Origin of the sequence: Streptomyces sp. NPDC001663 (assembly GCF_042893105.1) — a bacterium.
Lineage (GTDB): Bacteria > Actinomycetota > Actinomycetes > Streptomycetales > Streptomycetaceae > Streptomyces.
Map to the genome: position 1 here is coordinate 35976 of NZ_JBIAUR010000019.1, position 22271 is coordinate 58246.

Genomic DNA, 22271 nt, shown 5'->3' on the forward strand with positions numbered 1-22271 from the left:
CTTGATCCGCTCGCTCCGCGGTCCCCCGGCGAAGGACGCGGCCGGGCGCGTGGACCCGTCCGGCCCGGTGGAGGACGCACCGGTCGCGACGGGGGAGCTGCGGGCGGTGCTGGCCCGGATCGGCACGACGCTCGACGAGGGAACGACCTGTGCGGAGCTGACCCGGATTGTCGCCGACCGGTTCGGCTGCTCGGCCGCGGTCATGCGGGTCGACGGAGCGACCGTCTCGGGCTACGAGGCGATCACCGGGGACGCGGTCGCCCTCCCGGACGCCCCATGGGCAGCCGCCGTGGCCCGGGACACGACGTCCCCCTCGTCCCACCCGTCGACCGAGAGGGACGGGCAGCGCATCGCCTACCCGGCGGTCGGCACGCTCCGGCCGGTGCTCTGCGTCCCCCTGGCCACCGGCGAGCACTACTACGGCATCCTCGTGTGCGCCCGGGAGGGCGACCCCTTCACCCATGCCGACGCGGAACTCTTCGCCCTCCTGACCGAACGGGCCGCCTCACACATCCGCCACGCGCGGGAGTACGCCGAGGTGAGCCGGACCGCCGGGAACCTGCAGCGCGCCCTGCGCACCGAACCCGGACGGCCGCATCCGAACCTTGAGGTGGCCACCCGGTACCTGCCCGCGGGCAGGCGTGCCCTGGTCGGGGGTGACTGGTGCGAGACCGCACGGCTGCACTTCGGCCGCACGCTGCTGGTCGTCGGCGACGTCATGGGGCACGGCGTGGAGGCCGCCGTCGACATGACCGCGTACCGCGCCGATCTGCGTTCGCTCGCCGCCGCCGATCTGCCGCCGCACCGCATCCTGCGCCAGCTGGATGACATCGCCGCCGGCGAACCGGACCGCAGGCCGGCCACGTGCCTGGTCGCCCGGGTGGACCCGGTGCGCGCTCAGGTCACGCTGGCCGGAGCCGGCCATCTGCCACCCGCGTTGATCGGCGGGCAGGGCGACACCTCGGTGCTCCCGGTGCCCGTCGGGCCACCCCTGGGCACCGGAGTCGGCGGCTACGAACCCGCGACGTACGGCCTGGACGAGGCCCAGACCCTGCTGATGTTCACGGACGGCCTGGTCGAGCGCCGGGGCGAGGACATCGACCTGTCCCTGGACCGGCTCACCCGCATCCGTTTCACGCCGGGGGCCGGTGTCGAGGCCATCCTCGAAACCGTTCTGGCCCGCCTGGCCGCCCGGCACGCCGAGGACGACGTGGCGGTCCTGGCCGCCCGCCCGCGCTCCACGGGACACCGCTAGCCTGGGCGCTGTTCAGCCCGCGTGCTGTGGCGTCACAGGGCCCGGCACGGGCCGCTTCGCCGTGAATCCGTCGCCCGGCACATGGCCGCGCAGACGTCGCCACAGCCAGGGTCCGACATGGTCCACGGCCCAGCGCACATCGGCCCCGACGGCATGGAGGACGGGGACGGGGGAGCGCGGCGGCAGGGGCTCCGTCCAGCCGTCGTAGCCCGGCAGGCCGAACCTGTGAGCCATGCCGGCGGCTATTCGCTCATGCCCGATGGGGCTCGCGTGCAGCCGATCGTCGCTCCACAGGCGCGGGTCGGCCGTGAACGGGTGCGGGAAGACGTCCAGGACAGCGACACCGTGCCGCGCCGCCACGATCCGCAGACGGGCGTTGAGGTCGAGGATCCGCGGCCGCACCCGACGCGCGACCGGTGAGACCTTGCCCAGGTCCGGGAAGGTCATGGTGGCGACGCGGGCGCCCGCCGCGGTCAGCCGGGCGAACGTCTCCTCGATGTTCGCGGCGACCGACTCGGGGTCGAAGCGCGGGCGTACGACATCGTTCATGCCCGCCGTCACGGTCACCAGGTCCGGCTGCAACGCGAGGGCCGGGCCGAGCTGATCGGCTCTGATCTGCGTGCTGGTCTTTCCGCGTACGGCGAGATTGGCGTAGGCGAGACCCGGTTGCGCCTCCGCGAGGATCTCGGCGAACCGGTCGGCCCAACCGCGGTGCCCGCCCGCCGGACCGGGGTCGCCGATGCCCTCGGTCAGACTGTCGCCGATCGCGACGTAGCGCATGAACGGGTGTGAGACGGTCATGCCGCACGAGTCTATCTGCGGTTCATCAGGAGTTCAGACCCGCACCGCGGACCCGCGCTCGCTCATCCGCGGCGCACACAGCACCCGCTTCTTCCGTACCCGCTTCCCCTCGATCGCCGCGACGGTCAGCCGCGCCGCCTCCGCCGCGATGTCGGTCAGCCCCCAGTCCACCGTGGTCAGCGGCGGGGTGAGCACCCGTGACACCGGATGGTCGTCGAAGCCGACCACGGAGACGTCCCTGCCCACCGTCAGCGAGGCCTCCGCCGCGGCCGCGTACACCCCGTACGCCAGCGAGTCCGAGAAGCAGAACACGGCGGTCGTGGGGCGCGCACCGTCCAGCACCCGGCGTGCCACCGCCGTCGCCTCGCCCAACTCCTGGGGGCAGGGCACCAGTTCGGCCCGCAGGCCGAGCCGGTCGGCCGCCTCGCGCACATACACGTCGGCGGGACGGTCCGGTGTGCTCGGCCGGGTCGGGGTCAGGACGGTCACCCGGCGGTGGCCGAGCCCGTGCAGATAGTCCAGCACGGCGTCGATGCCGGCCCGGTTGTCGAAGATGACCTGACCGGCCGTCCGTGCCCGGCTCAGCGAGTCGCCGACAGCCACCACCGGCAGCGCGTCGGCGATCGCGGCCCAGCCCTTGGCGGAGGGGTCCACGGGAGACACCAGCAGCGCGTCGACCCGCTGGTCGCGCAGCTGCTTGGCGAGGACCAGCTCGCGGTCGGGGTCGCCGCCCGCGTCCAGGATCAGGGCGTAGCGGTCGCCCGCCAGCAGCTCCCGTCCGATGGCCGCCATCAGCTGCTGCTGCCACAGGTCCTGCAGGTCGCCCGCGAGGACGCCGACCATGCTGGTGCGGCCGCTGGCCAGGGCGCGGGCGATGGGATCGGCCTCGTAGCCGAGCTCGGCCGCGGCCCGGCGCACCCGCTCCTCGGTCTCCTTGGAAACGTGCTTGCCACGCAGGGCGTAGGAGACGGCTGCGGTGGAGAGGCCCGTGGCCTCGGCCACCTCCCTGAGGGTGGTGCGCTTGTTGGGCCTGGCCATGCCGGGAAGCCTACCGGGGTGTGTGCACGTTGTGGGCGTGCCGCCCCGTACGCGGTCCGGAGACATGCTTGACACGTCCTCTTGTTAAGCGGTTAAGTTAACCGTATCAGTGAAACGCTTAACCTACGCACTTCCCGGGATCACCGCGTGCCCACCGACGTCCACCAGCACATCTGGCCGCCCGCCTTCGTCGAGCTGCTTCGCTCCCGCACGACACCCCCCTACCTCGACGGCTGGACCCTGCACCTGACCGGCGAACCGCCCTACGACGTCGACCCGGCCGACCACGACATCGCGGCCCGCACCCGCCTCGCCGCCACCGACGGCCTCGACCTGGCCCTGATCTCCCTCTCCAGCCCCCTCGGCATCGAGTACCTGCCGCCCGCCGAGGCCGCCCCGCTGCTCGCCGCCTTCCACGACGGCGCTCTCGCCCTCCCGGCCCCCTTCGGCGTCTGGGCCTCCCCGTGCCTGTCGGCACCGGACGCCGAAGCCGTGGAACGTGAGCTCCACCGGGGCTGCGTCGGCCTCCAACTCCCCGCCACGGCCCTCCTCGACGCGGACGGCTGGGCCCACTGCGCACGCCTTCTCGACGTCCTCACGCACCACGACAAGCCCCTCTTCATCCACCCCGGAGCGGCCCTGCCCACTCCCGACGCCCCGCCGTGGTGGCCTGCCCTCGTCCCCTACCTCCAGCAGCTGCACGCGTCCTGGTTCGCCTTCCGCGCCTTCGGCCGCACTCGCCACCCACGCCTGCGCGTCTGCTTCGCCGCCCTCGCGGGCCTCGCCCCGCTGCACGGCGAACGGCTTGCCGTCCGCGGCGGCGGACGCGGCGAGATCGACTTCGACGTGTTCTACGAGACCTCCTCCTATGGCACCCGGGCCGTCGACGCGCTCGTCCGCGCCGTCGGCATCGACGTGGTCGTCAGCGGCAGCGACCGCCCCTACGCACCCCTGGTCGTCCCCGACCTCGGCGCGGACGCCGCCGTCCACGCCCTGCGCACCGCCAACCCCGCGCGCCTGCTGCACGGCCCCACCTGAGGCATGCCCGTGGCGGACCAGCCCGAAAGGAGCCACTCATGACGTACGAGTCCCTGCCCGAGCGCACCCTCGACAAGCGCGAACTCCAGGCGCTCGTGGCGGACTTGGCCGCCCGCCCGGACCTCTGGCGCGCACACGTGGCCTTCTCCGACCACGAGCGGCACTACGTCTCGCTGCACCGCGACGAATACGTCGACGTCTGGCTGCTGTGCTGGACCCGGCAGAACGACACCGGCTGGCACGACCACGACATCTCCGCAGGCGCCGTCGGAGTGGTCCAGGGCGCGCTCCACGAGTCCAGCCCGCGCATTGGCGGCAGCCATGCCTCCGTCACCGTCGACGCCGGCGAGTCCTTCTGCTTCGGCCCCGAGCACATCCACCGGCTCATCGGCGCGAGTGACGACGCGGTGTCCATCCACGCCTACTCCCCGCCGCTGTGGCGCCTCGGCCAGTACGACATCACCGAGGACGGCCTGATGCGCCGACTCTCCATCTCGTACGCGGACGAACTGCGGCCCCTGGACACGCGGCCACCGGAGGCGGCTCACCACTGATCACAAGGAGAGTAGCGCCGTAAAACCGGCTCTGACCTCCGCCAATGGAACGCATTCGGCGCACAAAGATGCGTCAGTCGGTCGTTGACCGGCGGTCCGCGGCAGGGACAGGGTGAAGGAGCCACATCGGATTCCGATCAGCCGCTTTCGGGCACCGAAATGCGTGCAGGAGGCCGTGATGCTCCAGACCCACACCCGCGAACACACCGCGTTCCAGGAAAGCCCCGCACCCGCGGACTACGGCGAACTGACCTTCCAGCGCTGCCTCTGGTGCGGCACCCCTGACTACCGCCGCTCGTTCTGCCGCGCCTGCGGGTCCAGGGCCTTCGCACCCGAACGCAGTGCGGGCGTCGGGGTGATCGTCCGCCGTTACGGCCACACCGCCCCGCACAACACCTGGTTCGTCGCGATGGACGAGGGCTTCAAGCTGGTCTGCGAGGTCACCAGCACGGCCTCGGTCGCCGTCGCGATCGGTGCAAGAGTGCGTGTCGTGCGGGCCGTCGCCCCCGTCGGGCAGGGCCTTCCCGTCGTGGAACTCACCCGTCCGGCACCGCCGTTGGAGCGCTGGTGGTGACGGGCGGGCGCGGTGCGCTGGAAGGGCTGCGTATCGCGGACTTCTCCCGGGTTCTCGCGGGGCCGTACGCCACCATGCTCCTCGCCGACCTAGGCGCAGACGTGGTGAAGGTGGAGCGGCCGGGCATCGGGGACGAGACCCGGGCCTGGCACCCGCCGGCGGACCAGGACGGCACGTCGACGTATTTCCTGAGCGTCAACCGGAACAAGAGATCCGTCGTCCTGGACCTCACGACCGGGACCGGCCTCGAACAGGCCCGCGCCCTGATCGCCGAGTCCGACGTCCTGGTGGAGAACTTCCGCCCCGGCACGATGGAACGGCTGGGGCTCGGCCACCGTGAACTCCTCGCCCGGCACCCGGGGTTGGTCTACTGCTCGATCAGCGGCTTCGGCAGCGGCGCGGGCGCGGCGATCCCCGGATACGACCTGCTCGTGCAGGCCGTCGGCGGTCTGATGAGTGTCACCGGGGACGCGGCCGGAGACCCGACGAAGGCCGGCGTGGCCCTGGTCGACGTGATCACCGGCCTGCACGCCTCGCTCGGCATCCTCGCGGCCCTGCGGCACCGGGACGCCACCGGGGAGGGCCAGCGCGTCGAGGTCAACCTGCTCGGCTCCTTGCTGTCGGCCATGGTCAACCAGGCCTCGGCGTTCGCCGTCGCCGGAGTGGTCCCGGGCCGCCTGGGCAACGCGCACCCGAGCATCGCCCCGTACGAGACCTACCCGACCGCCGACCGTCCGATCGCGCTCGCGGTGGGCAACGACCGGCAGTTCGCGGCACTCGCCGAAGCCGTAGGGGATCCCGGCCTCGCCCTCGACGACCGCTTCCGCACCAACGCCGACCGGGTCGCCCATCGCGCCGAACTGCGGGGCATCCTCGCCCAACGACTGGGCACCGCCGGGGCGGACCACTGGTCGGCCGTGCTGCTGGCCGTGGGCGTGCCCGCCGGACCGGTCAACACCCTCGACGAGGCCTTCGCCTTCGCCCACAAGCTCGGCCTCCCCGGCATCGTCGACATGCCCGCCGACGGGACAGGGGGCACCCCCTCCCGGCAGGTCGCGCACCCCATCGCATTGAGCGCCACACCGGCGCAGTACCGCCTGCCGCCGCCGAGCCTGGGCGGGCACACCGCGGAGGTGCTTCACCGCTCCGACGACCAGGCCTGAGATCCGAAGCGAGCGGTCACCCGACCGTTTCCGACGCACGCACCGACACCCCGACCGATCACCGCAACTTCCAGGAGCTCACGATGAGCGGCGCCAAGCCGATGAAGGACCCCCTCGACCTGATCGACCTCGCCTCCACCCTCACCGAGGAGGAACGCGAGATCCAGGCCACCGTCGCCAGGTTCCTCGCCGACCGGGTGCGCCCGCATATCGGCGAGTGGTTCGAGAACGCCCACTTCGCCCGCGAACTCGCCCCGGAACTAGGCAAGTTGGGCGTGCTGGGCATGCATCTGGAAGGCTACGGCTGCGCCGGCACCAACGCCGTGTCCTACGGTCTGGCCTGCCTGGAGCTGGAGGCCGCGGACTCGGGCTTCCGCAGCTTCGTCTCGGTGCAGGGCTCGCTGTCGATGTTCTCCATCTGGAAGTGGGGCTCGGAGGAACAGAAGCAGGAGTGGCTGCCCCGGCTCGCCGCCGGCGAGGCGATCGGCTGCTTCGGCCTGACCGAGCCCGACTTCGGCAGCAACCCCGCCGGGATGCGCACCCGGGCGGTGCGCGACGGCGGCGACTGGATCCTCAACGGCTCCAAGATGTGGATCACCAACGGCTCCCTCGCCGATGTGGCCACCGTGTGGGCGCAGACCGAGGACGGCATCCGCGGCTTCCTCGTGCCGCGCGGCACGCCCGGCTTCACCACCCAGGACATCAAGCACAAGATGTCGCTGCGTGCCTCGATCACCTCCGAGCTGTCCTTCGACGACGTACGGCTGCCCGACGCGGCCCGGCTGCCGCACGCGCAGGGCCTGCGCGGACCGCTGTCCTGCCTGAACGAGGCCCGCTTCGGCATCCTCTTCGGCGCGGTCGGCGCGGCCCGCGACTCGCTGCAGGCGGCCATCGAGTACGCCGACTCCCGTATCCAGTTCGACAGGCCGATCAGCGCCTTCCAGCTCACCCAGAAGAAGCTCGCCGACATGAGCGTGTCCCTGGGCAATGCCGCGCTGCTCGCCGTCCACCTGGGCCGGCTCAAGGACCAGCACCGCATCAGGCCCGAGCAGATCAGCGTCGGCAAGCTCAACAACGTCCGCGAGGCCATCGCCATCGCCCGCGAGTGCCGCACGATCCTCGGCGCCAACGGCATCTCCCTGGAGTACTCACCCCTGCGCCACGCCAACAACCTGGAGTCCGTCCTGACCTACGAAGGCACCAGCGAGATGCACACCCTCGTCGTCGGCCAGGCGCTCACCGGCCAGGCGGCCTTCCGCTGACCCCGGCCGCCCGCGGCAAAAGGCGCGGTCGACATCCGATCAGTTTCGGAGAAGCCGCCGTGGCTGCGGATCCCTAGCATGAAGTGGTCCGCAGCAAGCCGTGTACGAGGGGAACCCGCGATGAAGCGCACGCAGACGTCCGCCAAGAGCAGCAGCGCGACCGGCGAGAAGTACGACGGGTTCACGGACGAGGAGCGGGGCGCGATGAAGGAACGCGCCCAGGAGCTGAAGTCGGCCGCGCGCCGCGGCTCGCGTGCGGGCAAGGCGGACGCGGAGGGCGAGGTGCTCGCGAAGATCGCAGAGATGCCGGAGGCGGACCGCGTCCTCGCCGAGCGGATCCATGCCATCGTCAAAGCCGGCGCGCCGGACCTCTCCCCGAAGCTCTGGTACGGGATGCCCGCGTACGCCAGGAACGGCAAGGTCGTCTGCTTCTTCCAGAGCGCGCAGAAGTTCAAGTCGAGGTACGCCACGCTCGGCTTCAGCGACCAGGCGAACCTCGACGAAGGCGCCATGTGGCCTACGTCCTTCGCCCTCACGGAGCTGAGCCCGGCCGACGAGGAGCTCATCGGCGCACTCATCAAGAAGGCCGCGGGCTGAGGCCGTTCTCGTCACGGGCTCTGTGTCTGCTCGGTTCCCTCCGCCAGCTTCTTGATCGCGTCGAGGCGCTGTTCCCACTGGGCGGCGAGGGCGTTCATCCAGTGCATGGTCTGCTTCAGCGGCCGCAGGTCGGCCTCGTAGCGGACCTCACGCCCGGCGCGGTGGGCGCGGACCAGCCCCGCGCGGTCGAGGACGACGAGGTGCTTGGCCACGGCCTGGCGCGTGACGGGGAGGCGCGCCGCCAGGGACGTCGACGTGGCGCCGCCGTCGCGGGCGAGAGTGGAGAGCACCTCTCGGCGGATCGGGTCGGCCAGGGCCACCAGGACATCCTCGGGAGCCCGCTCCGCGTCGGCGGTGCGGGTCATGGCTTCAGCTGTTCGCTGTCCGCGCGGAGCTGGTCGAGCTTGCCCGGCCAGTTCCGGCTGTTGGCACGGTGGCGCTCGGCGGCCTCGCCACCAGGCAGCCCGAGCCGCGCGAAGCCGCTCTCGACCATCGTGAGCCGGGTGCCGCCCGTGGAGTCGTCCTCGCTCAGGGTGAACTCGACCAGAGTGGCGTTGCTGTCGTCCGGCTCTTCGCCGGCGGCACCCTGGGACCACCGCCAGGAGAAGACACGGGGCGGTTCGATCGTCTCGATTCGGGCGGGAATGACGCCGTGGACACCGTGATCGAAGACGAGGAGACCGCCCGGGCGCAGCTCGACCTTGACCGGCTCCCCGTTGCCGAACCACCGCCCCAGGAAGGCGGGTTGGGTCAGCACGGACCACACCCGTTCCACCGGGGCGTCGATCGCGACGGTGCGCTCGATCGTGTCAGGGATCATGGCAACCTCATCTCCTCCGGACGCGCTACCTGAAGGTTGCACGTTCGAGCTCTGATGTGCAACCCATTGGTTGCGCATCGAGGGGCTGTCTGTCCTCAAGCCGCCTGGTAGCTGAAGAACCCCTGTCCCGACTTACGGCCCAGCAGACCCGACTCGACCATGCGGCGCAGCAACGGGGGAGGGGCGTACAGCGGTTCCCGGTACTCCTCGTACAGCGCCTCGCCGATCGCCGCCACCGTGTCCAGGCCGATGAGGTCGGCCAGACGCAGCGGACCCATCGGGTGCGCGCAGCCCGCCGTCATCCCCGTGTCGATGTCCTCCGCGGTCGCCGTGCCGGTGCCGAGCATGCGTACCGCGGACAACAGGTAAGGCACGAGAAGGGAGTTGACGACGAAGCCCGCGCGGTCCTGCGCCACGATCGTCTTCTTGCCCAGGACCTCGCCGGCGAAGGCGCGCACTCGCAGTTCCGTGGCCTTCGACGTGTGCAGCGAGGGGACGACCTCTACCAGCGGCATGACCGGGACGGGGTTGAAGAAGTGCAGGCCGACCACCGCCTCCGGCCGTCCGGTCGCCGCCGCGAGCCGGGCGATGGGGATCGAGGAGGTGTTGCTGGCCAGCACGGCGGCCGGGTCGCCGACCACCTTGTCCAGCTGCCGGAACAGCTCCGTCTTGGCCTGCTCGTCCTCGACGGCGGCCTCGACGACCAGGTCCGCGCCGGAGAGGCGGGAGAGGTCGCCGGTCACCGAGATTCCGGCGAGGGCGTGCGCGCGCACCTGCGGGCTGATCGCACCGCGCTGCTCGGCCTTGAGCAGGGAGTCCGCCACGCCCGCCAGCCCGGCACGGGCCCGGTCCTCGGTCACGTCGCACAACGTGACGTGCAGCCCGGCACGGGCGCAGACCTCGGTGATGCCCCGGCCCATCTGCCCGGCACCGACGACACCCACGTGGTTGATCGATGTCATGCGTTCCTCCGCCTGTGACAGTGCGTTCGCGTATGGCAGTTGCGTTTCCGCGCACGGATGTGCGCCGGTCCGTCGTCGACCGCGGACCATCTCGCCTACGGCCGCTCAGCCGACGACGGCCGTGGCCTCGGCCGCCTCCCGCAGCCGGCGGATCACGCCGCGCACAGCGGGTGAGGTCTCGCCCTTGCGGTAGGCGCCGACCAGCCGGGTGGTCAGGGCCACGTCCGCCAGCGGGCGGTAGGCCACTCCCGGGATCTGCACCCGCCGTAGGGAATCGGGGACCAGGGCCACTGCGAGGCCGCCGCCCACCAGCGTCAGGGCGGCGATGAAATCCCGCACCGGGGGAGCGCACCGCGGCGTGAAGCCCCCTTGCTCCGCGACCTCGAGGATCTGGTCGCGGCAGCCGTATTCCTCGTCGAAGTGCGGGGCCACGAACCACTCGTCGCACAGCTCCGCCGCCGGAACCGCCTCGTGCGCCGCCAGCGGTGCGCCGGCCGGCAGCGCCAGGACGACATCCTCGGTGAGCAGGCAGGTCGTCGTGACCTCGGACGGGTACTCCGGCCGCCAGCGCAGGAAGCCGACGTCGATGTCTCCGCATGCCAGCGCCTCCAGCTGGGCGGGAGTCTCCAACTCGCGTACCTGCACGGTCAGTTCGGTGCCCCGCGCCGCGCAGCGGGTGAGGACGTCGGTGAGGACGCCGGAGAACGCGGCCGAGGCGACGTACGCGATCTGGGCGTGCCCCAGCTCCCCGCGACCGGCACGCCGGCCCACCGCCTCGGCCCGGGCGGCCTGCGCGAGGGTGAGCCGTGCCTCCTCCAGGAACAGCTTCCCGGCACTGGTCAGGGCCGGCCGGGTGCGTCGACCGCGGTCGATCAGCCGCACGCCCAGGTGCGACTCCAGCGCCCTGACCTGCGCACTGAGCGCCGACGGAGCAAGATGCAGCCGGTCCGCCGCCCTCGCGAAATGCAGCTCCTCCGCGACGGTGACGAACGATTCCAGCCAGCGCAGTTCCACCGGCTCCTCCGTTCTGCTCGTAGTGTGCGGACGATAGCAATGGCGTCCGTGGGCACGGTCGGGGCAGGGGCCGAGGACGTGGTCAGGGGATGACGACGTAGTTGCTGAATCCGCCGTCCCGGTCCTCGAGGCCCGAGATCGCCTCGTTGACCTTGGACAGCGGGAACGGCTTGGTCTCCAGATACGACAGATCCAGGGTGCCCGTGGCCACCATGTCGGCGAGTTCCTGTCCCTGGGCGGTGGTGAACCAGTTGGAGCCGATCAGCTGGATCTGCTCGTCCATGAGCCACTTCATGTCCACGGGCAGCCGGTCGGCCACGCCGCCGACGTTGACGACCTTGCCGCCCCTGCGGACACCCTGCATCGAGTCCAGCATCGTCTCCACCGGGGCCCTTGCGCCCAGCGCGCTGATCACGAAGTCCGCGCCCTCCCCGCCGGTGAGGGACTTCGCCCACTCGCCGGTGGAGCCGTCGCCCAGGCGGAAGACCTCGACGCGGTCGGGAGCAAGGTCCTTGACGCGCTTGAGGAGCGTTTCGTTGCGGCCGGTACCGAGGACCCGGGAGACACCGGAGGCGAGCGCGAGCACGGTCGACGCGACGCCGAGGGTTCCGGTGACCCCGTCGATGAGCGCGACCTGCCCGGGGCCGGCCGCCGCGTGCTTCAGGGCGCCGTACGACGTGCCGATGTAACCGAGCTTGCCCGCCTGCTCGAACGACATGTTGTCCGGGAGATTGACGATCGAGTACTGGGGTGCGGTCATGTACTCCGCGAATCCGCCGTACGGGTAGAGGTCGAAGATCCGCTGCCCGTCGCGCGAGGTGCTGAAGTACCCGTTCAGCGTGAAGTAACGGCATCGGCTGCGCTCGCCGCCCCGGCACACCTGACAACTGCCGCAGGAACGCAGCGGGTTGACGTACACCCGGTCTCCGGGCCTGGTGTGCAGCACCGCCTCGCCGACCGCCTCGACCACACCGGCGGCGTCCAGACCGAAGACGGCGGGAAACCTGGGCAGCGGCTGATGCGGGAACCAAGTGGGCCAGTTGTTGATCACGTTGGCCATGTTCGGCACGATCCCGCACGCCTTGACCCGCACCAGCACATCGGTCGGCCGAGGCGTGGGCACGTCGATCGTGTCCACCGACATCGGCTCACCGAGGGCGTGCAGTCGTGCAGCGAGCATTTTCGCCATTGAAATACCCCTTGGAATTACTGACGCGGCTTACGAATGTGCGAACGGGTTTGGGTAACCGCTCTCGAGATCGATGTCCAGCATCCCCATGAGCCGGACGCCGGAGTTGTACCAGGCGATGGACAGGGCGAGTTCCACCATCTGAATCTCCGTCAGACGGTCGGCCGCGGCACGCCACGTCTCCTCGGAAACGTCGACCTGGAGCGTGGATTCCCTCGCAAGCCGCATGACCGCCTTTTGCGTCTCGTCGAAGACGTCGGCCGACTCGAAATCGGCGACGGCCGCGAGCTGTTCCTCGGAGAGGCCGGCCTTGAGCCCGTGGGACTGGTGGTGGGCGACCTCGTACGCGGACCGGGTCACGTGTCCCACGGTCAGGATCGCCAGTTCGCGCAATTCGGGGCTCAGACCAGCGGCCCGCAGGGCGTTGGCGTAGGTCAGGAAGGCGTCGAGCTGGTCGGGCGCGTTGGCCAGGGCGAGGAAGATGTTCGCCGTCGGTACCTTGCGCTCGGCTTCGAGCCGGTCGTAGAGGGGCTTTCGTGACTCGTCCGCGTCCTCGCGGCGCAGATAGGGAACTCGTGCCATGGCGTCTCCTCGGGGGACGGAAGGGTCAGTGCGCGGACTGTTCGAGCAGGAACCGCTCGAGCGTCATCGGCTGGGGAAGTTCGGCGGGCGGCTTCTGCGGTACGTCCACGAAGGGCGACGCCTCGAAGTACCACTTCTCCACCGCCGGGAACCCCCAGCGGACGTTGGTGCTCAGCGATCCAGCGTCCCAGCGCACGGGCTCGACCTCGGTGTCGATCGTCTGGTAGTGGCTGTTGAAGACCTCCACCCGGTGCCCGTCGGGATCGCGCAGGTAGGTGAAGAGCATCCCGCCCGGACCGTGCCGCCCAGGGCCCCGCTCCACACCCTCGCCGTAGCCGAGGATCCCCGCCCAGTCGCAGGCGGTGAAGATGTCACTGCTCTCGGAGACGGTGTAGGCGAAGTGGTGCAGTGCGGGACCTGTGTTCTCCACGATCGCGAGATCCAGACAGGTGCCCTTGCGGTACATGAACGCACTCAGCAACTTGTCGCCGTGCGCCAGGTATTCGGAGTTGCGGAACCCCAGCTCGCCGTAGAACGCGCACAGTTCGTACGTGTTCGGCGCGAAGGTCTGGAAGTGGTCCAGCCGTTGCACATGGGCGCCCTTGTAGTGCTGGAAGTCGATGTGCAGCCTCGGCCGCGTCTCCATGTGCGCGCAGAGCTCGAGCGGCGTGCCGACCGGGTCGGAGACGTGCAACGTACGGCCCTGGTAAGGGAGTTCGACCCACTCCGCGGGCAACCCCCGGTCGCGGAACCAGTCGTACGCGATGTCGAGGTCCTCGTCGAAGAAGACCCGGAAACCGATCCTCCTGCAGGAGCCCGCGCCCTCCTCGTCAAGCTCCAGCACGAGGCTGTGATGGCAGGCCTCGGCGAGACCGCGGAGGTAGCAGGTGCGGTCGTCCTCGTCGCTGACGACGAGCCCGAGCGCGTTCACGTAGAAATTGCGGCTCTCGGCGAGATCGGCCACGGTGAGACGCACATGGCTGGTTCGGGTGATGTTGAAACTCGGGCGCAGATTGACGGGTGGCAGCATGCTGGTCTCCGTGCTCCGATCGGCTCTGGATTTCGTTGACTGTAATGCTTTGCGGCCCTGTTACGGCCGGGTGGAATCAGCAAACGGGAAGGCGGACCAGCCGCTGAATTCCGCGGATTCTCCGAGGGCCTCTTCGATACGCAGGACCTCGTTCCACTTGGCCATTCGCTCGGAGCGCGTGAACGAGCCCACCTTCAACTGGCCCGCGTCCCACCCCACGCTCAGATGGGCGACGGTGACGTCCTCCGTCTCCCCGGACCGGGCCGAGACGACCGTGCCGAAGCCCGCGTCCTTTCCGGCCCGCAGGGCCTGGAAGGCCTCCGTGACGGTGCCGGCCTGGTTCGGCTTGACGAGCACCGCGTTCACCGCTTTGGCGGTGGCCGCGGCCTCGACCCGCTTGGCGTTCGTGACCAGGTAGTCGTCGCCGATCACCTGGCAGTGCCGGCCGTGCCGCCGGGTGAACTCGATCATGCCTTCGTGGTCGTCCTCGCCCACCGGGTCCTCGACGGAGAGGATCGGATACCGCTCGATCCAGCGGCCCAGCATGTCGAGGAGTGCCTCGGTGTCCAGCGTGCGATCGTCCAGGGCCAGTGTGTACCGCCCGGCGCCGCCGAACTGCGAGGCCGCGACGTCCAGCGAGATGCCAACCTGGGCCGAGGGCGCGAAGCCCGCCTTCTCGATGGCGAGGGTCAGCGTCTCCAGCGCCTCCTCGTTGGAGTCGAACGCGGGCCAGAAGCCGCCCTCGTCGGCCACACCCTGCGCCTTGCCCGCCTTGCGCATCAGGCTTCCGGCGGCCCGGTAGATCTCCGCCGTCCAGTCCAGGGCCTCGGAGAAGCTCCCGGCCGCGGGACAGACCACCATGAAGTCCTGGACGTCGACGCGGCGGTCGGCGTGGGCGCCGCCGCCGAAGATCTGGATCTCCGGCAGCGGGATGCGGACCGGCCGCCCGCCTGCCAGATGCCGCCACAGCGGTACGCCCGCCGACGCGGCGGCGGTATGCAGCACCGCCATCGACGTGGCCACGATCGCGTTGCCGCCGAGACGGCTGCGGTCGGAGGTTCCGTCGAGGTCCACCAGGAGCCGGTCGACGGCTTCCTGATCGGACGCGTCGAGGTCCAGGAAGGTCGGCGCGATCTCCTGGTTCACCGCGCCGACGGCACGAACGACATCGAGCCCGCCGAAGCGATCGCCCCCGTCGCGCAGGTCGAGCGCCTCGCCCTGGCCCGTCGAGGCCCCCGCCGGTGCGATGGCCCGTCCGACGGCTCCGTCCGCGAGATGCACCTCGACCTCGACGGTCGGACGCCCGCGAGAGTCCCACACCCTGCGGCCGTGGAGCTTGGCGATCCGGGGGTCTGTCATTGCGGGACAACCTTTCGGAGTTCGGAAGATCGGAGGAGGGGAGCGGGGCCCTCGCCGACGCAAGGACGCGGGCGCACCTGTGGAGTGCCATCCGGATCGGCGCGAGGGCGTCGCGTGGCGCGCGACGTGTCGTACGGCTCTGTCACTGCGGCTCGTGCGTTGTGCTATCGATAGCGCAATCGTGCGAAGCGATGGCGGCTGTGTCAAGAGGCTGGTGGCGCTTCTGTCTCGCGAGGTTGCGGTTTGCGGTGGTCGCAATGGCTGGCTCACGGCTCGTGCTATCGTTCGCACAGTACGCCCGGAGCGTGCCCAGAAGGTGCCGGCAAGGACGCAAGGACTCCGGCGGGCCCGTGCGTTACCTGGAAGGACGGACAGCACAGGTAGGCGCGGGCCCGCCGGGCCGGATCGCGGGCGGGACGGCTCAGCGGGATTTGGCGGAGCCCCGGCTGCCGCCGGGAGGTGCCGTGCTGCCGCGCAGGACCAGCGATCCGGGGGAGACCGAGGTGTACGGGCCGTCGTTGCTCGGCTTGGTCTTGAGGCGGCGCATCAGCCACAGTGCGCAGCCGATGGCCATCTCCTGGATCGGCAGGCCGACGGTGGTGAGTCCGGGGCCCCACCAGGAGAACCCGGGCTCGTCCCCGAACCCGACCACCGACAGCTCTCCGGGCACCTTCACGCCCTGCTCGGACAGCTCCTCCAGGACGCCCAGGGTGAGTTGGATCGAGCCCAGGACAAGTGCGGTGGGCGAGTTGGGGCCCTGCAGCAGCCGGCGCACCGCCTGGCGCCCGTGGTCGACGGACGACGGCGGGCCCAGCTCCGTACGCCCGGCATCGTCCGGCAGGCCGCCCTCGCTCAGGGCGGTGCGGAAACCGCGCAGGCGCTCGGCGCCGGTGGGCAGTTCCTCGGGGCCGCCCAGGTAGGCGATGCGGGTGTGGCCCAGCTCCACGAGATGGGCCGTCGCCTGCCTCAGCGCCTCGTGGTCGTCCACTCCGAACCACTGGGAACCCAGCGACGGGTGCCTGCGCAGCAGTTGGAGGTGCGGTACGGCACGCAGCAGTTTGACCGACTCGCTGTGCGGGCGAGCGGTGGGCACGATGATGACGCCGGCCACGCGGTTCGCGGACAGCTCCCGCAGATGGCGCAGCTCCACCATCCGGTCGTCGTCGGTCTCCGAGAGCATCAGCTGGAAGCCCTCGGCCTCCATGTTCTTGGACAGCTCGTGCGCGATGGTCGAGTAGAAGCTGTTGCGGATGTCCGGGATCACCAGCGCGACCACGTTGCTGGACGCCCCGCGCATCATCCGCGCCGCGCGATTGGCGACGTAACCCATCTCGGAAGCGGTCTGGCGGACCCGGAACTTGGTCTCGTCGCTGATGCGGGGGTCGTCGGCGAGTGCCCGGCCGACCGTCGAGACGGAGATCCCGAGGCGTTCGGCGATGTCCCTGGTCGTGATCACGTAGCGGGTCCCCTCGGGCTGACTGGTGCGGTGAGCTGACTGATCCGGTCCGATGTCGTCACTGTCTGTGTGCCAACGATAGCACTGCCGTTGCGCTCTGTGGTCGAAAAGAGGTCGGGCTCCGCGGTCGTCACACTCGTCGTGCTAACGTTAGCATTGCTGATTGGGCCCTGCAGCCGCCCGCGGCTGCCCAGTTGCGGAGGTTCCCTTGCTGATCGTCAGGTACGCCGTCGGCGACGTGTGTCACTACGGAGAACTCGGCGCCGATGACGCCGGAATCGCCAGATTCGAGGGCGATCCTTTCACCGGGCTGAGGCCCACAGGCCTTGTCGACCAGATCGCCGACGTACTCGTTCTGTCGCCCGTCGAACGGCCCCGGATCTTCGGCTTCGCCTACAATTACGCCTCGCACATCGACGAGACCGACCGCGATGTTCCGGAAATTCCGGTGTGCTTCATGAAGCCGAGCACGGCGGTTGTCGGGCCCGGCGATGCCATCGTCTATCCGGCGGACGGTGAACTGATCCATTTCGAGGGCGAGTTGGTCGTCGTCATCGGAAAGGAGGCCCGTCATGTGAAGGCGTCCGAGGCTCATGAGTACATCCTCGGATACACATGCGGAAATGACGTCAGCGACCGCATCGTCCAGCGCAAGGAAAGCAAGTTCGGAACGCTGCTGATCGGGAAGGGACAGGACACCTTCGCTCCTCTCGGACCGGTCATCGCGACCGAACTCGACCCGTCCGCCCTGTCGTTGACGACCCGTGTCAACGGTGCCGTCATGCAGTCGGCGACCACGGCCGACCTGCTGCTCGCGGTGCCCGACCTGGTCGGCTACCTCAGCCGCCACCTCACGCTGCTGCCCGGCGACGTCATCATGACCGGCACGCCCTCCGGCGTCGGCCCGATCCACCCGGGAGACGAGGTCGAGGTCGAGATCGAGGGCATCGGTGTACTGCGCAACCCGGTTGTGGCCGAGGGAGTCTGACGTCGGGACCACGTACCGGGGGGCCCGTCCGGCGCTGAGCGGTGGACGGGCCCCCCGGTGTGCGTGAACGGGCCTGCTAGCTTTCCGCGTTGTTGAACCGCGACGGCCGTACGAAGGCCAGGGCGGCGACGCCCACCAGCGGCAGGAACGTGACCTGCACGAGGCCGGCCCGACTCCAGCCGAAGGAATCCACGAGGGCCGCGAAGAGCAGGCCCGAGAACGCGGCCGTCCCGTAGTAGCTGGTGACGAAGAGGCCGGAGGCGCGTCCGATCTGTTGGGGGCGGACCGCCCGCTGCATCGCACTGTTGGTGTTGGGATAGATGAAGCCCAGCCCGAACGCGCCCATGAGGAAGGCGAGTACGCACTGCACGCCGACTGAGGCATGCGTCTCGTAAATGCCCACTCCGATGGCGGAAACGGCCAGCAGGCTCAGGACCAGCAGGCTGCGCTGATTCACCCGGTCTCCGAGCCAGCCGCCCACAACGCCCAGCATGCCGCCGAAGCCGAGGAAGCTCATCGCCAGTGCTGCCTGCTCGGCGGAGTAGTGCAGCGAGGTGATGAGGAAGGTCGGGTAGAGGCCGAGGAACCCGTAGATGGCCACACCGCTGACGACCGAATGGACTGCCAGGGCAAGGGAGTTGCGGTTGTAGGCGGAGGCCGGCATGTAGTCGTACGCCCTGGTCGAGACGGCCTTCTCGACGGAGTGCTCGGTCAGGCCGGTCCTCACCAGGAACAGCGAGGCGGCGGCGATCAACAGCCCTGCCGTGCCGAAGAGATAGAAGGGTGTGTGCCAGGTGCCGTGCAGGGTCATGAGCCGGACGCCGATGAGCGGGGCGATGAACACGCCGACGGAGTAGCCCAGGCCGATGACGCCGAAGGCGAGCCCGCGCCGCTGGACGAAGAACGCGCCGAGCGCCGCGAAGATGGCGGCGGACTGCATGCCCTCACCGAAACCCGAGACGACCCGGTACAAGGTCATGTCGGCGAAACCGGTCGCCAGGGGAGTGGCCAAGGTGCCGAGGGAGTACACCACGATGCTGGTCACCAGCACAGTCTTGCGCCGGAAGAGGTCCAGCAGATAGCCCGCGGGCAGGCCGGCCAGGGCCATGCCCAGGGTGAAGTTCGTCGCCAGCAGTCCGCCCTGCTCCAGTGAAAACCCGTACTCCTGGCGGATGTTGGGCAGCAGCGGCGGAAAGACCTGACGATCCATCGCGTTGACCATGTAGGAGAGGACCACCAGCAGGAAGCCCGCCCCGATCATCACTCGGGAGATCGGAGCGCGACTGCTTGTTTGTTGCGTGCCCGTGGTGGGCGCGGCTGTGGTGTCGACTTGTGCTGCGTGATTCATTACGGCTCCTGAAGAGGAGTTGGGCCATGGCGGGCCGAGGCGAATTGCTCGCCGAGCAGTGAGGTGAAAACGGACTCGAGTCGGCTACGACGAATCTGTCGCCGGCTGACGAAAATGAGGGCGGACGGCTGCCGCGCGGTCGGACACCGCATGCGGAATTCAGCCGTGCATCGCCCGTCGGGGACGTCCGTGGCTGTGGAGTCTTCGACAGTCGGACCTTGTGCGGACATTTATGGGGCCGCGCGGTCGGGACTGGACGAAACCATGAGGGGAAGTCCCTGGCGCGTCAAGATGTGCGGAGCGGATTTCTTTGCCGGATGGACGGTGGACCTGGTTGGTCTGGGCGTCGCCTACGGCGGGGGCGTCGGCGGCGCTGCCGGGCAGTCGCACTCTTGACGCGTCGCAGACCCTCAATGCTATCGTTAGCATCACGTGGCTGTGACAGAGTGATTCGACATGCCCCGGCGTCACCTGAACCGAACCCAGCGACCCTCCACCCCACCCGCGGCGACCGTCGGTCCATCGGACAAGCCGACGGCCGCCGTTCCGGATGGCGATGAGACTGCTGAGACTGCGAGGACGACCTGCCATGAAACCACCGAGCCGCCCGGGCACCGTGTTGCTCACCGACCACGCCTGGCCCGACGACTCCGTCGAGCGATCGGTCATCGAGGAGGCCGGGCACACCTTGGTGACCGGCCCCGCGGAGCCCGCATCGGCCGAGACCGTCGAGCAGCTGGTCGCCGAACACCGGCCCACCGGGATCCTCACCTGCTGGGCGCCCGTCTCCGCCACCGCGATCGGCACCTCGCCGGGCCTGCGGATCGTGGCCAGACTCGGCGTCGGACTCGACAACATCGCCGTGGACACCGCCACCGAGCGCGGCGTGTGGGTCACCAACGTCCCGGACTACTGCGTCGAGGAGGTCTCGGACCACGCTGTCGGCATGGTGCTGGCGTGGACCCGCGGCCTTGCGCTCTTCGACCGCGAGGTCCGTGCCGGCCGATGGGACCCCGCGAGCGCCCGACTGCGCCGGCTGTCGACGCTGACCTGCGGCGTCGTCGGCTTCGGGCGCATCGGACGGGGCACCGCGCGCAAGCTCGGTGCCTTCGGCTGCCGGATCCTGGCCCACGACCCGCACCCGCCGAAGGACGCCCACGGAGTGGAGATGGTGGGCCTGGAGGAACTGCTGCGCCGCAGCGACGTCGTGATCCTCCACGTGCCGCTCACGCCCGACACCCACCACCTCATCGGCACCGGGCAACTGGCGCTGATGAAGCCGGGCGGCCTGCTGGTCAACGTCAGCAGGGGAGGCCTGGTGGACACCGACGCGGTCGTCAAAGCCCTGGACAGCGGACACCTGGACGGCGCCGCCTTCGACGTACTGGAGACCGAACCCCACGTTCCCTCCGGCCTGTTGGACCAGCCGGGCGCACTGCTCACCCCGCACGTCGCCTTCTCCTCCGACGCCTCCGTCACGGAGCTGCGCCGCCGTGCGGCCGAGGAGGTCGTACGGATCCTGGCGGGGGAGGCACCGGCCCACGCCTGCAACAGTCCCCGCGGTCTGACCGGCGGGTCGGGTGACCCGCGGTGAGCCCGACTCCCGCGCCGGCGAGCCCGGATCCCGTACTGGCCGACTTCCTGATCACCCGGCAGCTCGCCGCACCCGGCGAGACCGCACGTTGGACGCCGCTGGCCGGCGGTGTCTCGTCCGACCTGTGGCGGGTGGACCTGCCGGGACGCTCCCTGTGCGTCAAGCGCGCCCTGGCCCGGTTGCGGGTCGCGGCCGACTGGGAGGCACCGGTGTCGCGCAACGCCTACGAATGGGCCTGGATGCGGTTCGCGTCCCGGCACCGGCCGGACAGCGTCCCCGAACTGCTGGCCCACGACGCCGAAGCCGGCCTCTTCGCGATGGCGTACCTGCCGCCCGGGCAGTACCCGGTCTGGAAGGCTCAACTCCTCGGCGGCGAGGTGGAGTTGGCGACAGCAGCAGCCGTAGGAGAGTTGCTCGGGACCCTGCACGCAGCCAGCGCGGGCGACGCCGCCCTCGCCGCGGCGTTCGCCACCGACGACAACTTCCACGCGCTGCGCATCGAGCCGTACCTACTGGCCACCGCTGCGGCGCATCCCAACCTGGGCGACATCCTCCAGCACCTCGCCGACCGCACGGCCACGACCCACCTCGCGCTGGTGCACGGCGACGTCAGCCCCAAGAACATCCTCGTCGGCCCGTCGGGACCGGTACTGCTGGACGCCGAATGCGCCTGGTACGGGGACCCGGCCTTCGACCTGGCCTTCTGCGTCAACCATCTGCTCCTCAAGAGCCTGGTGGTACGCGGTCGCCGTGCCGAACTGCTGCGATCCGCGCGCGAGTTGGCCGCGGAGTACGTCCGCTGCGTCGACTGGGAGCCGCGGCCGGCCGTCGAGGCCCGGGCCGCCTCTCTGCTGCCTGCACTGCTGCTCGCGCGCGTCGACGGCAAGTCCCCGGTGGAGTACCTCACGGACGACCGCCACCGGTTGTTCGTACGTACGGCGGCGTCGGCGCTGCTACGGGCGCCGGGCGCGTCGGTGGCCGACGTCCTGGACGCCTGGGGGAGGGCCCTGGAGGCCCCGACCGAATCCGGCATGCACGACTGACTTGACCGAGTGAGGAGAGACGATGCGCAGAGTCGTCACCGGCCATGACGAGGCCGGCAGGTCCGTCGTCGTGAGCGACGGATGCATCCCGCGCAGCCGGGAGTTCAGCAGCCTGCCGGGCTGGGTGTCCCGCCTGCCGTGGGCCACCGAGCCCGGCGAAGCGGTCAGTCGGACGGGGGAGGACCGCACAGCGAAGGTCACCAGCCTCCTCCCGGCGCCCGGCGGCACACGCTTCATCGTGCTGACCTTCCCGCCGGACACCGCGATGGCCGACCCGGCGTTCGACCCCGTCGCCTTCGACCAGGAGCAGCGAGCCGACTCGCCCGGCATCGCGGACCTCATGGAGTTCGACGGCATGCACACGACGCCGACCGTGGACTACGGCATCGTGCTGCAGGGCGAGATCGAACTCGAACTCGACGACGGCCGCTGCACCCGGCTCTCGACGGGCGACATCGTGATCCAGAACGGCACCCGCCACGGCTGGCGCAACCGCAGCGACCGTCCGGTCACGATGGCCTTCGTGCTCGTGGGTGCGGAGCGTGACGGCTGACGCGGGCAGCCTTCGGCAGGGCGGCTCGCCCTTGACGGGTGGCCGGAGGCT

The 22271-nt window shown here is 70.1% G+C and carries 23 protein-coding genes; 11 read left to right on the forward strand and 12 right to left on the reverse strand.

Translation table 11 applies throughout. From position 1 onward, the window contains the following. Position 1: 1 nt before the first annotated feature. Positions 2-1255: a PP2C family protein-serine/threonine phosphatase gene (locus ACFY1L_RS44390; protein ID WP_388838592.1), complete on the forward strand. Its 1254-nt coding sequence runs from the start codon at positions 2-4 to the stop codon at positions 1253-1255. A 12-nt stretch (positions 1256-1267) separates the two neighbouring features. Here ACFY1L_RS44390 and ACFY1L_RS44395 read toward each other — a convergent pair whose 3' ends face one another. Both ACFY1L_RS44395 and ACFY1L_RS44400 read right to left on the reverse strand, forming a co-directional pair. Continuing rightward, positions 1268-2056 (reverse strand): SGNH/GDSL hydrolase family protein, encoded by a 789-nt coding sequence (locus tag ACFY1L_RS44395; protein ID WP_388838595.1) that lies wholly within the window; start codon positions 2054-2056, stop codon positions 1268-1270. Between the two features lie 33 nt (positions 2057-2089). Beyond that, positions 2090-3094, reverse strand: coding sequence for a LacI family DNA-binding transcriptional regulator (locus ACFY1L_RS44400; protein WP_388838598.1), 1005 nt, complete (start codon positions 3092-3094; stop codon positions 2090-2092). Positions 3095-3241: 147 nt separating this feature from the next. On the opposite strand from ACFY1L_RS44400, the gene ACFY1L_RS44405 reads away from it, so the two are divergent. From ACFY1L_RS44405 to ACFY1L_RS44430, 6 genes are all read left to right on the forward strand, one after another. After that, positions 3242-4132 carry an amidohydrolase gene (locus tag ACFY1L_RS44405; protein WP_388838600.1) on the forward strand — a complete coding sequence of 297 codons (891 nt, stop codon included), beginning with the start codon at positions 3242-3244 and terminating at the stop codon, positions 4130-4132. 38 nt (positions 4133-4170) lie between these two features. Further along, positions 4171-4686: a cysteine dioxygenase gene (locus tag ACFY1L_RS44410; protein ID WP_388838603.1), complete on the forward strand. Its 516-nt coding sequence runs from the start codon at positions 4171-4173 to the stop codon at positions 4684-4686. A 178-nt stretch (positions 4687-4864) separates the two neighbouring features. Next, on the forward strand, positions 4865-5260 hold the full coding sequence (locus ACFY1L_RS44415) for a zinc ribbon domain-containing protein (protein ID WP_388838605.1): 396 nt from the start codon (positions 4865-4867) through the stop codon (positions 5258-5260). Then, the gene (locus ACFY1L_RS44420; protein ID WP_388838608.1) at positions 5254-6423 is read left to right on the forward strand and encodes a CaiB/BaiF CoA transferase family protein; all 1170 of its coding nucleotides are present in this window, start codon (positions 5254-5256) and stop codon (positions 6421-6423) included. The genes ACFY1L_RS44415 and ACFY1L_RS44420 overlap by 7 nt, the downstream gene beginning before the upstream one ends. 83 nt (positions 6424-6506) lie before the next feature. Then, a complete protein-coding gene (locus tag ACFY1L_RS44425) occupies positions 6507-7685 on the forward strand; it encodes an acyl-CoA dehydrogenase family protein (RefSeq protein ID WP_388838611.1) in 1179 nt (392 codons plus the stop codon). Between the two features lie 120 nt (positions 7686-7805). Next, on the forward strand, positions 7806-8282 hold the full coding sequence (locus tag ACFY1L_RS44430; protein ID WP_388838614.1) for an iron chaperone: 477 nt from the start codon (positions 7806-7808) through the stop codon (positions 8280-8282). Between the two features lie 11 nt (positions 8283-8293). Here the strand turns inward: ACFY1L_RS44430 and ACFY1L_RS44435 are convergent, their stop codons facing one another. The 9 genes from ACFY1L_RS44435 to ACFY1L_RS44475 all read right to left on the reverse strand — a co-directional run bounded on the left by ACFY1L_RS44435 (position 8294) and on the right by ACFY1L_RS44475 (position 16694). Beyond that, complete coding sequence (locus tag ACFY1L_RS44435) at positions 8294-8647, reverse strand: ArsR/SmtB family transcription factor (RefSeq protein WP_388838617.1); 354 nt, start codon at positions 8645-8647, stop codon at positions 8294-8296. Next, positions 8644-9102, reverse strand: a complete 459-nt coding sequence (locus ACFY1L_RS44440; RefSeq protein ID WP_388838620.1) for an SRPBCC domain-containing protein — start codon at positions 9100-9102, stop codon at positions 8644-8646. The genes ACFY1L_RS44435 and ACFY1L_RS44440 overlap by 4 nt, the downstream gene beginning before the upstream one ends. Positions 9103-9197: 95 nt before the next feature. After that, positions 9198-10064 carry a 3-hydroxybutyryl-CoA dehydrogenase gene (locus ACFY1L_RS44445; RefSeq protein ID WP_388838622.1) on the reverse strand — a complete coding sequence of 289 codons (867 nt, stop codon included), beginning with the start codon at positions 10062-10064 and terminating at the stop codon, positions 9198-9200. 105 nt (positions 10065-10169) lie between these two features. Next, the gene (locus tag ACFY1L_RS44450; RefSeq protein ID WP_388838624.1) at positions 10170-11078 is read right to left on the reverse strand and encodes a LysR substrate-binding domain-containing protein; all 909 of its coding nucleotides are present in this window, start codon (positions 11076-11078) and stop codon (positions 10170-10172) included. Between the two features lie 82 nt (positions 11079-11160). Next, complete coding sequence (locus ACFY1L_RS44455; RefSeq protein WP_388838627.1) at positions 11161-12258, reverse strand: alcohol dehydrogenase catalytic domain-containing protein; 1098 nt, start codon at positions 12256-12258, stop codon at positions 11161-11163. 39 nt (positions 12259-12297) lie between these two features. Next, positions 12298-12849, reverse strand: coding sequence for a carboxymuconolactone decarboxylase family protein (locus ACFY1L_RS44460; RefSeq protein ID WP_388838630.1), 552 nt, complete (start codon positions 12847-12849; stop codon positions 12298-12300). 25 nt (positions 12850-12874) lie between these two features. Further along, on the reverse strand, positions 12875-13879 hold the full coding sequence (locus tag ACFY1L_RS44465) for a VOC family protein (RefSeq protein WP_388838633.1): 1005 nt from the start codon (positions 13877-13879) through the stop codon (positions 12875-12877). 60 nt (positions 13880-13939) lie between these two features. Further along, positions 13940-15238: a phosphopyruvate hydratase gene (gene eno, locus ACFY1L_RS44470; RefSeq protein WP_388838636.1), complete on the reverse strand. Its 1299-nt coding sequence runs from the start codon at positions 15236-15238 to the stop codon at positions 13940-13942. Between the two features lie 421 nt (positions 15239-15659). Then, the gene (locus ACFY1L_RS44475; protein ID WP_388838639.1) at positions 15660-16694 is read right to left on the reverse strand and encodes a LacI family DNA-binding transcriptional regulator; all 1035 of its coding nucleotides are present in this window, start codon (positions 16692-16694) and stop codon (positions 15660-15662) included. Positions 16695-16902: 208 nt separating this feature from the next. Between ACFY1L_RS44475 and ACFY1L_RS44480 the strand changes: the two genes are divergently transcribed. Next, positions 16903-17682 carry a fumarylacetoacetate hydrolase family protein gene (locus tag ACFY1L_RS44480; protein ID WP_388838642.1) on the forward strand — a complete coding sequence of 260 codons (780 nt, stop codon included), beginning with the start codon at positions 16903-16905 and terminating at the stop codon, positions 17680-17682. A gap of 76 nt (positions 17683-17758) precedes the next feature. On the opposite strand, the gene ACFY1L_RS44485 is transcribed toward ACFY1L_RS44480, so the two are convergent. Further along, positions 17759-18943, reverse strand: a complete 1185-nt coding sequence (locus ACFY1L_RS44485; RefSeq protein ID WP_388839069.1) for an MFS transporter — start codon at positions 18941-18943, stop codon at positions 17759-17761. A 676-nt stretch (positions 18944-19619) separates the two neighbouring features. Between ACFY1L_RS44485 and ACFY1L_RS44490 the strand changes: the two genes are divergently transcribed. From ACFY1L_RS44490 to ACFY1L_RS44500, 3 genes are read left to right on the forward strand one after another with little or no spacing between them, the layout of a single operon-like run. Then, complete coding sequence (locus tag ACFY1L_RS44490; protein WP_388838644.1) at positions 19620-20624, forward strand: C-terminal binding protein; 1005 nt, start codon at positions 19620-19622, stop codon at positions 20622-20624. Next, complete coding sequence (locus ACFY1L_RS44495; protein ID WP_388838647.1) at positions 20621-21667, forward strand: phosphotransferase family protein; 1047 nt, start codon at positions 20621-20623, stop codon at positions 21665-21667. The genes ACFY1L_RS44490 and ACFY1L_RS44495 overlap by 4 nt, the downstream gene beginning before the upstream one ends. Positions 21668-21689: 22 nt before the next feature. Beyond that, the gene (locus ACFY1L_RS44500; protein ID WP_388838650.1) at positions 21690-22220 is read left to right on the forward strand and encodes a cupin domain-containing protein; all 531 of its coding nucleotides are present in this window, start codon (positions 21690-21692) and stop codon (positions 22218-22220) included. The last annotated feature ends 51 nt before the right edge of the window (positions 22221-22271 follow it).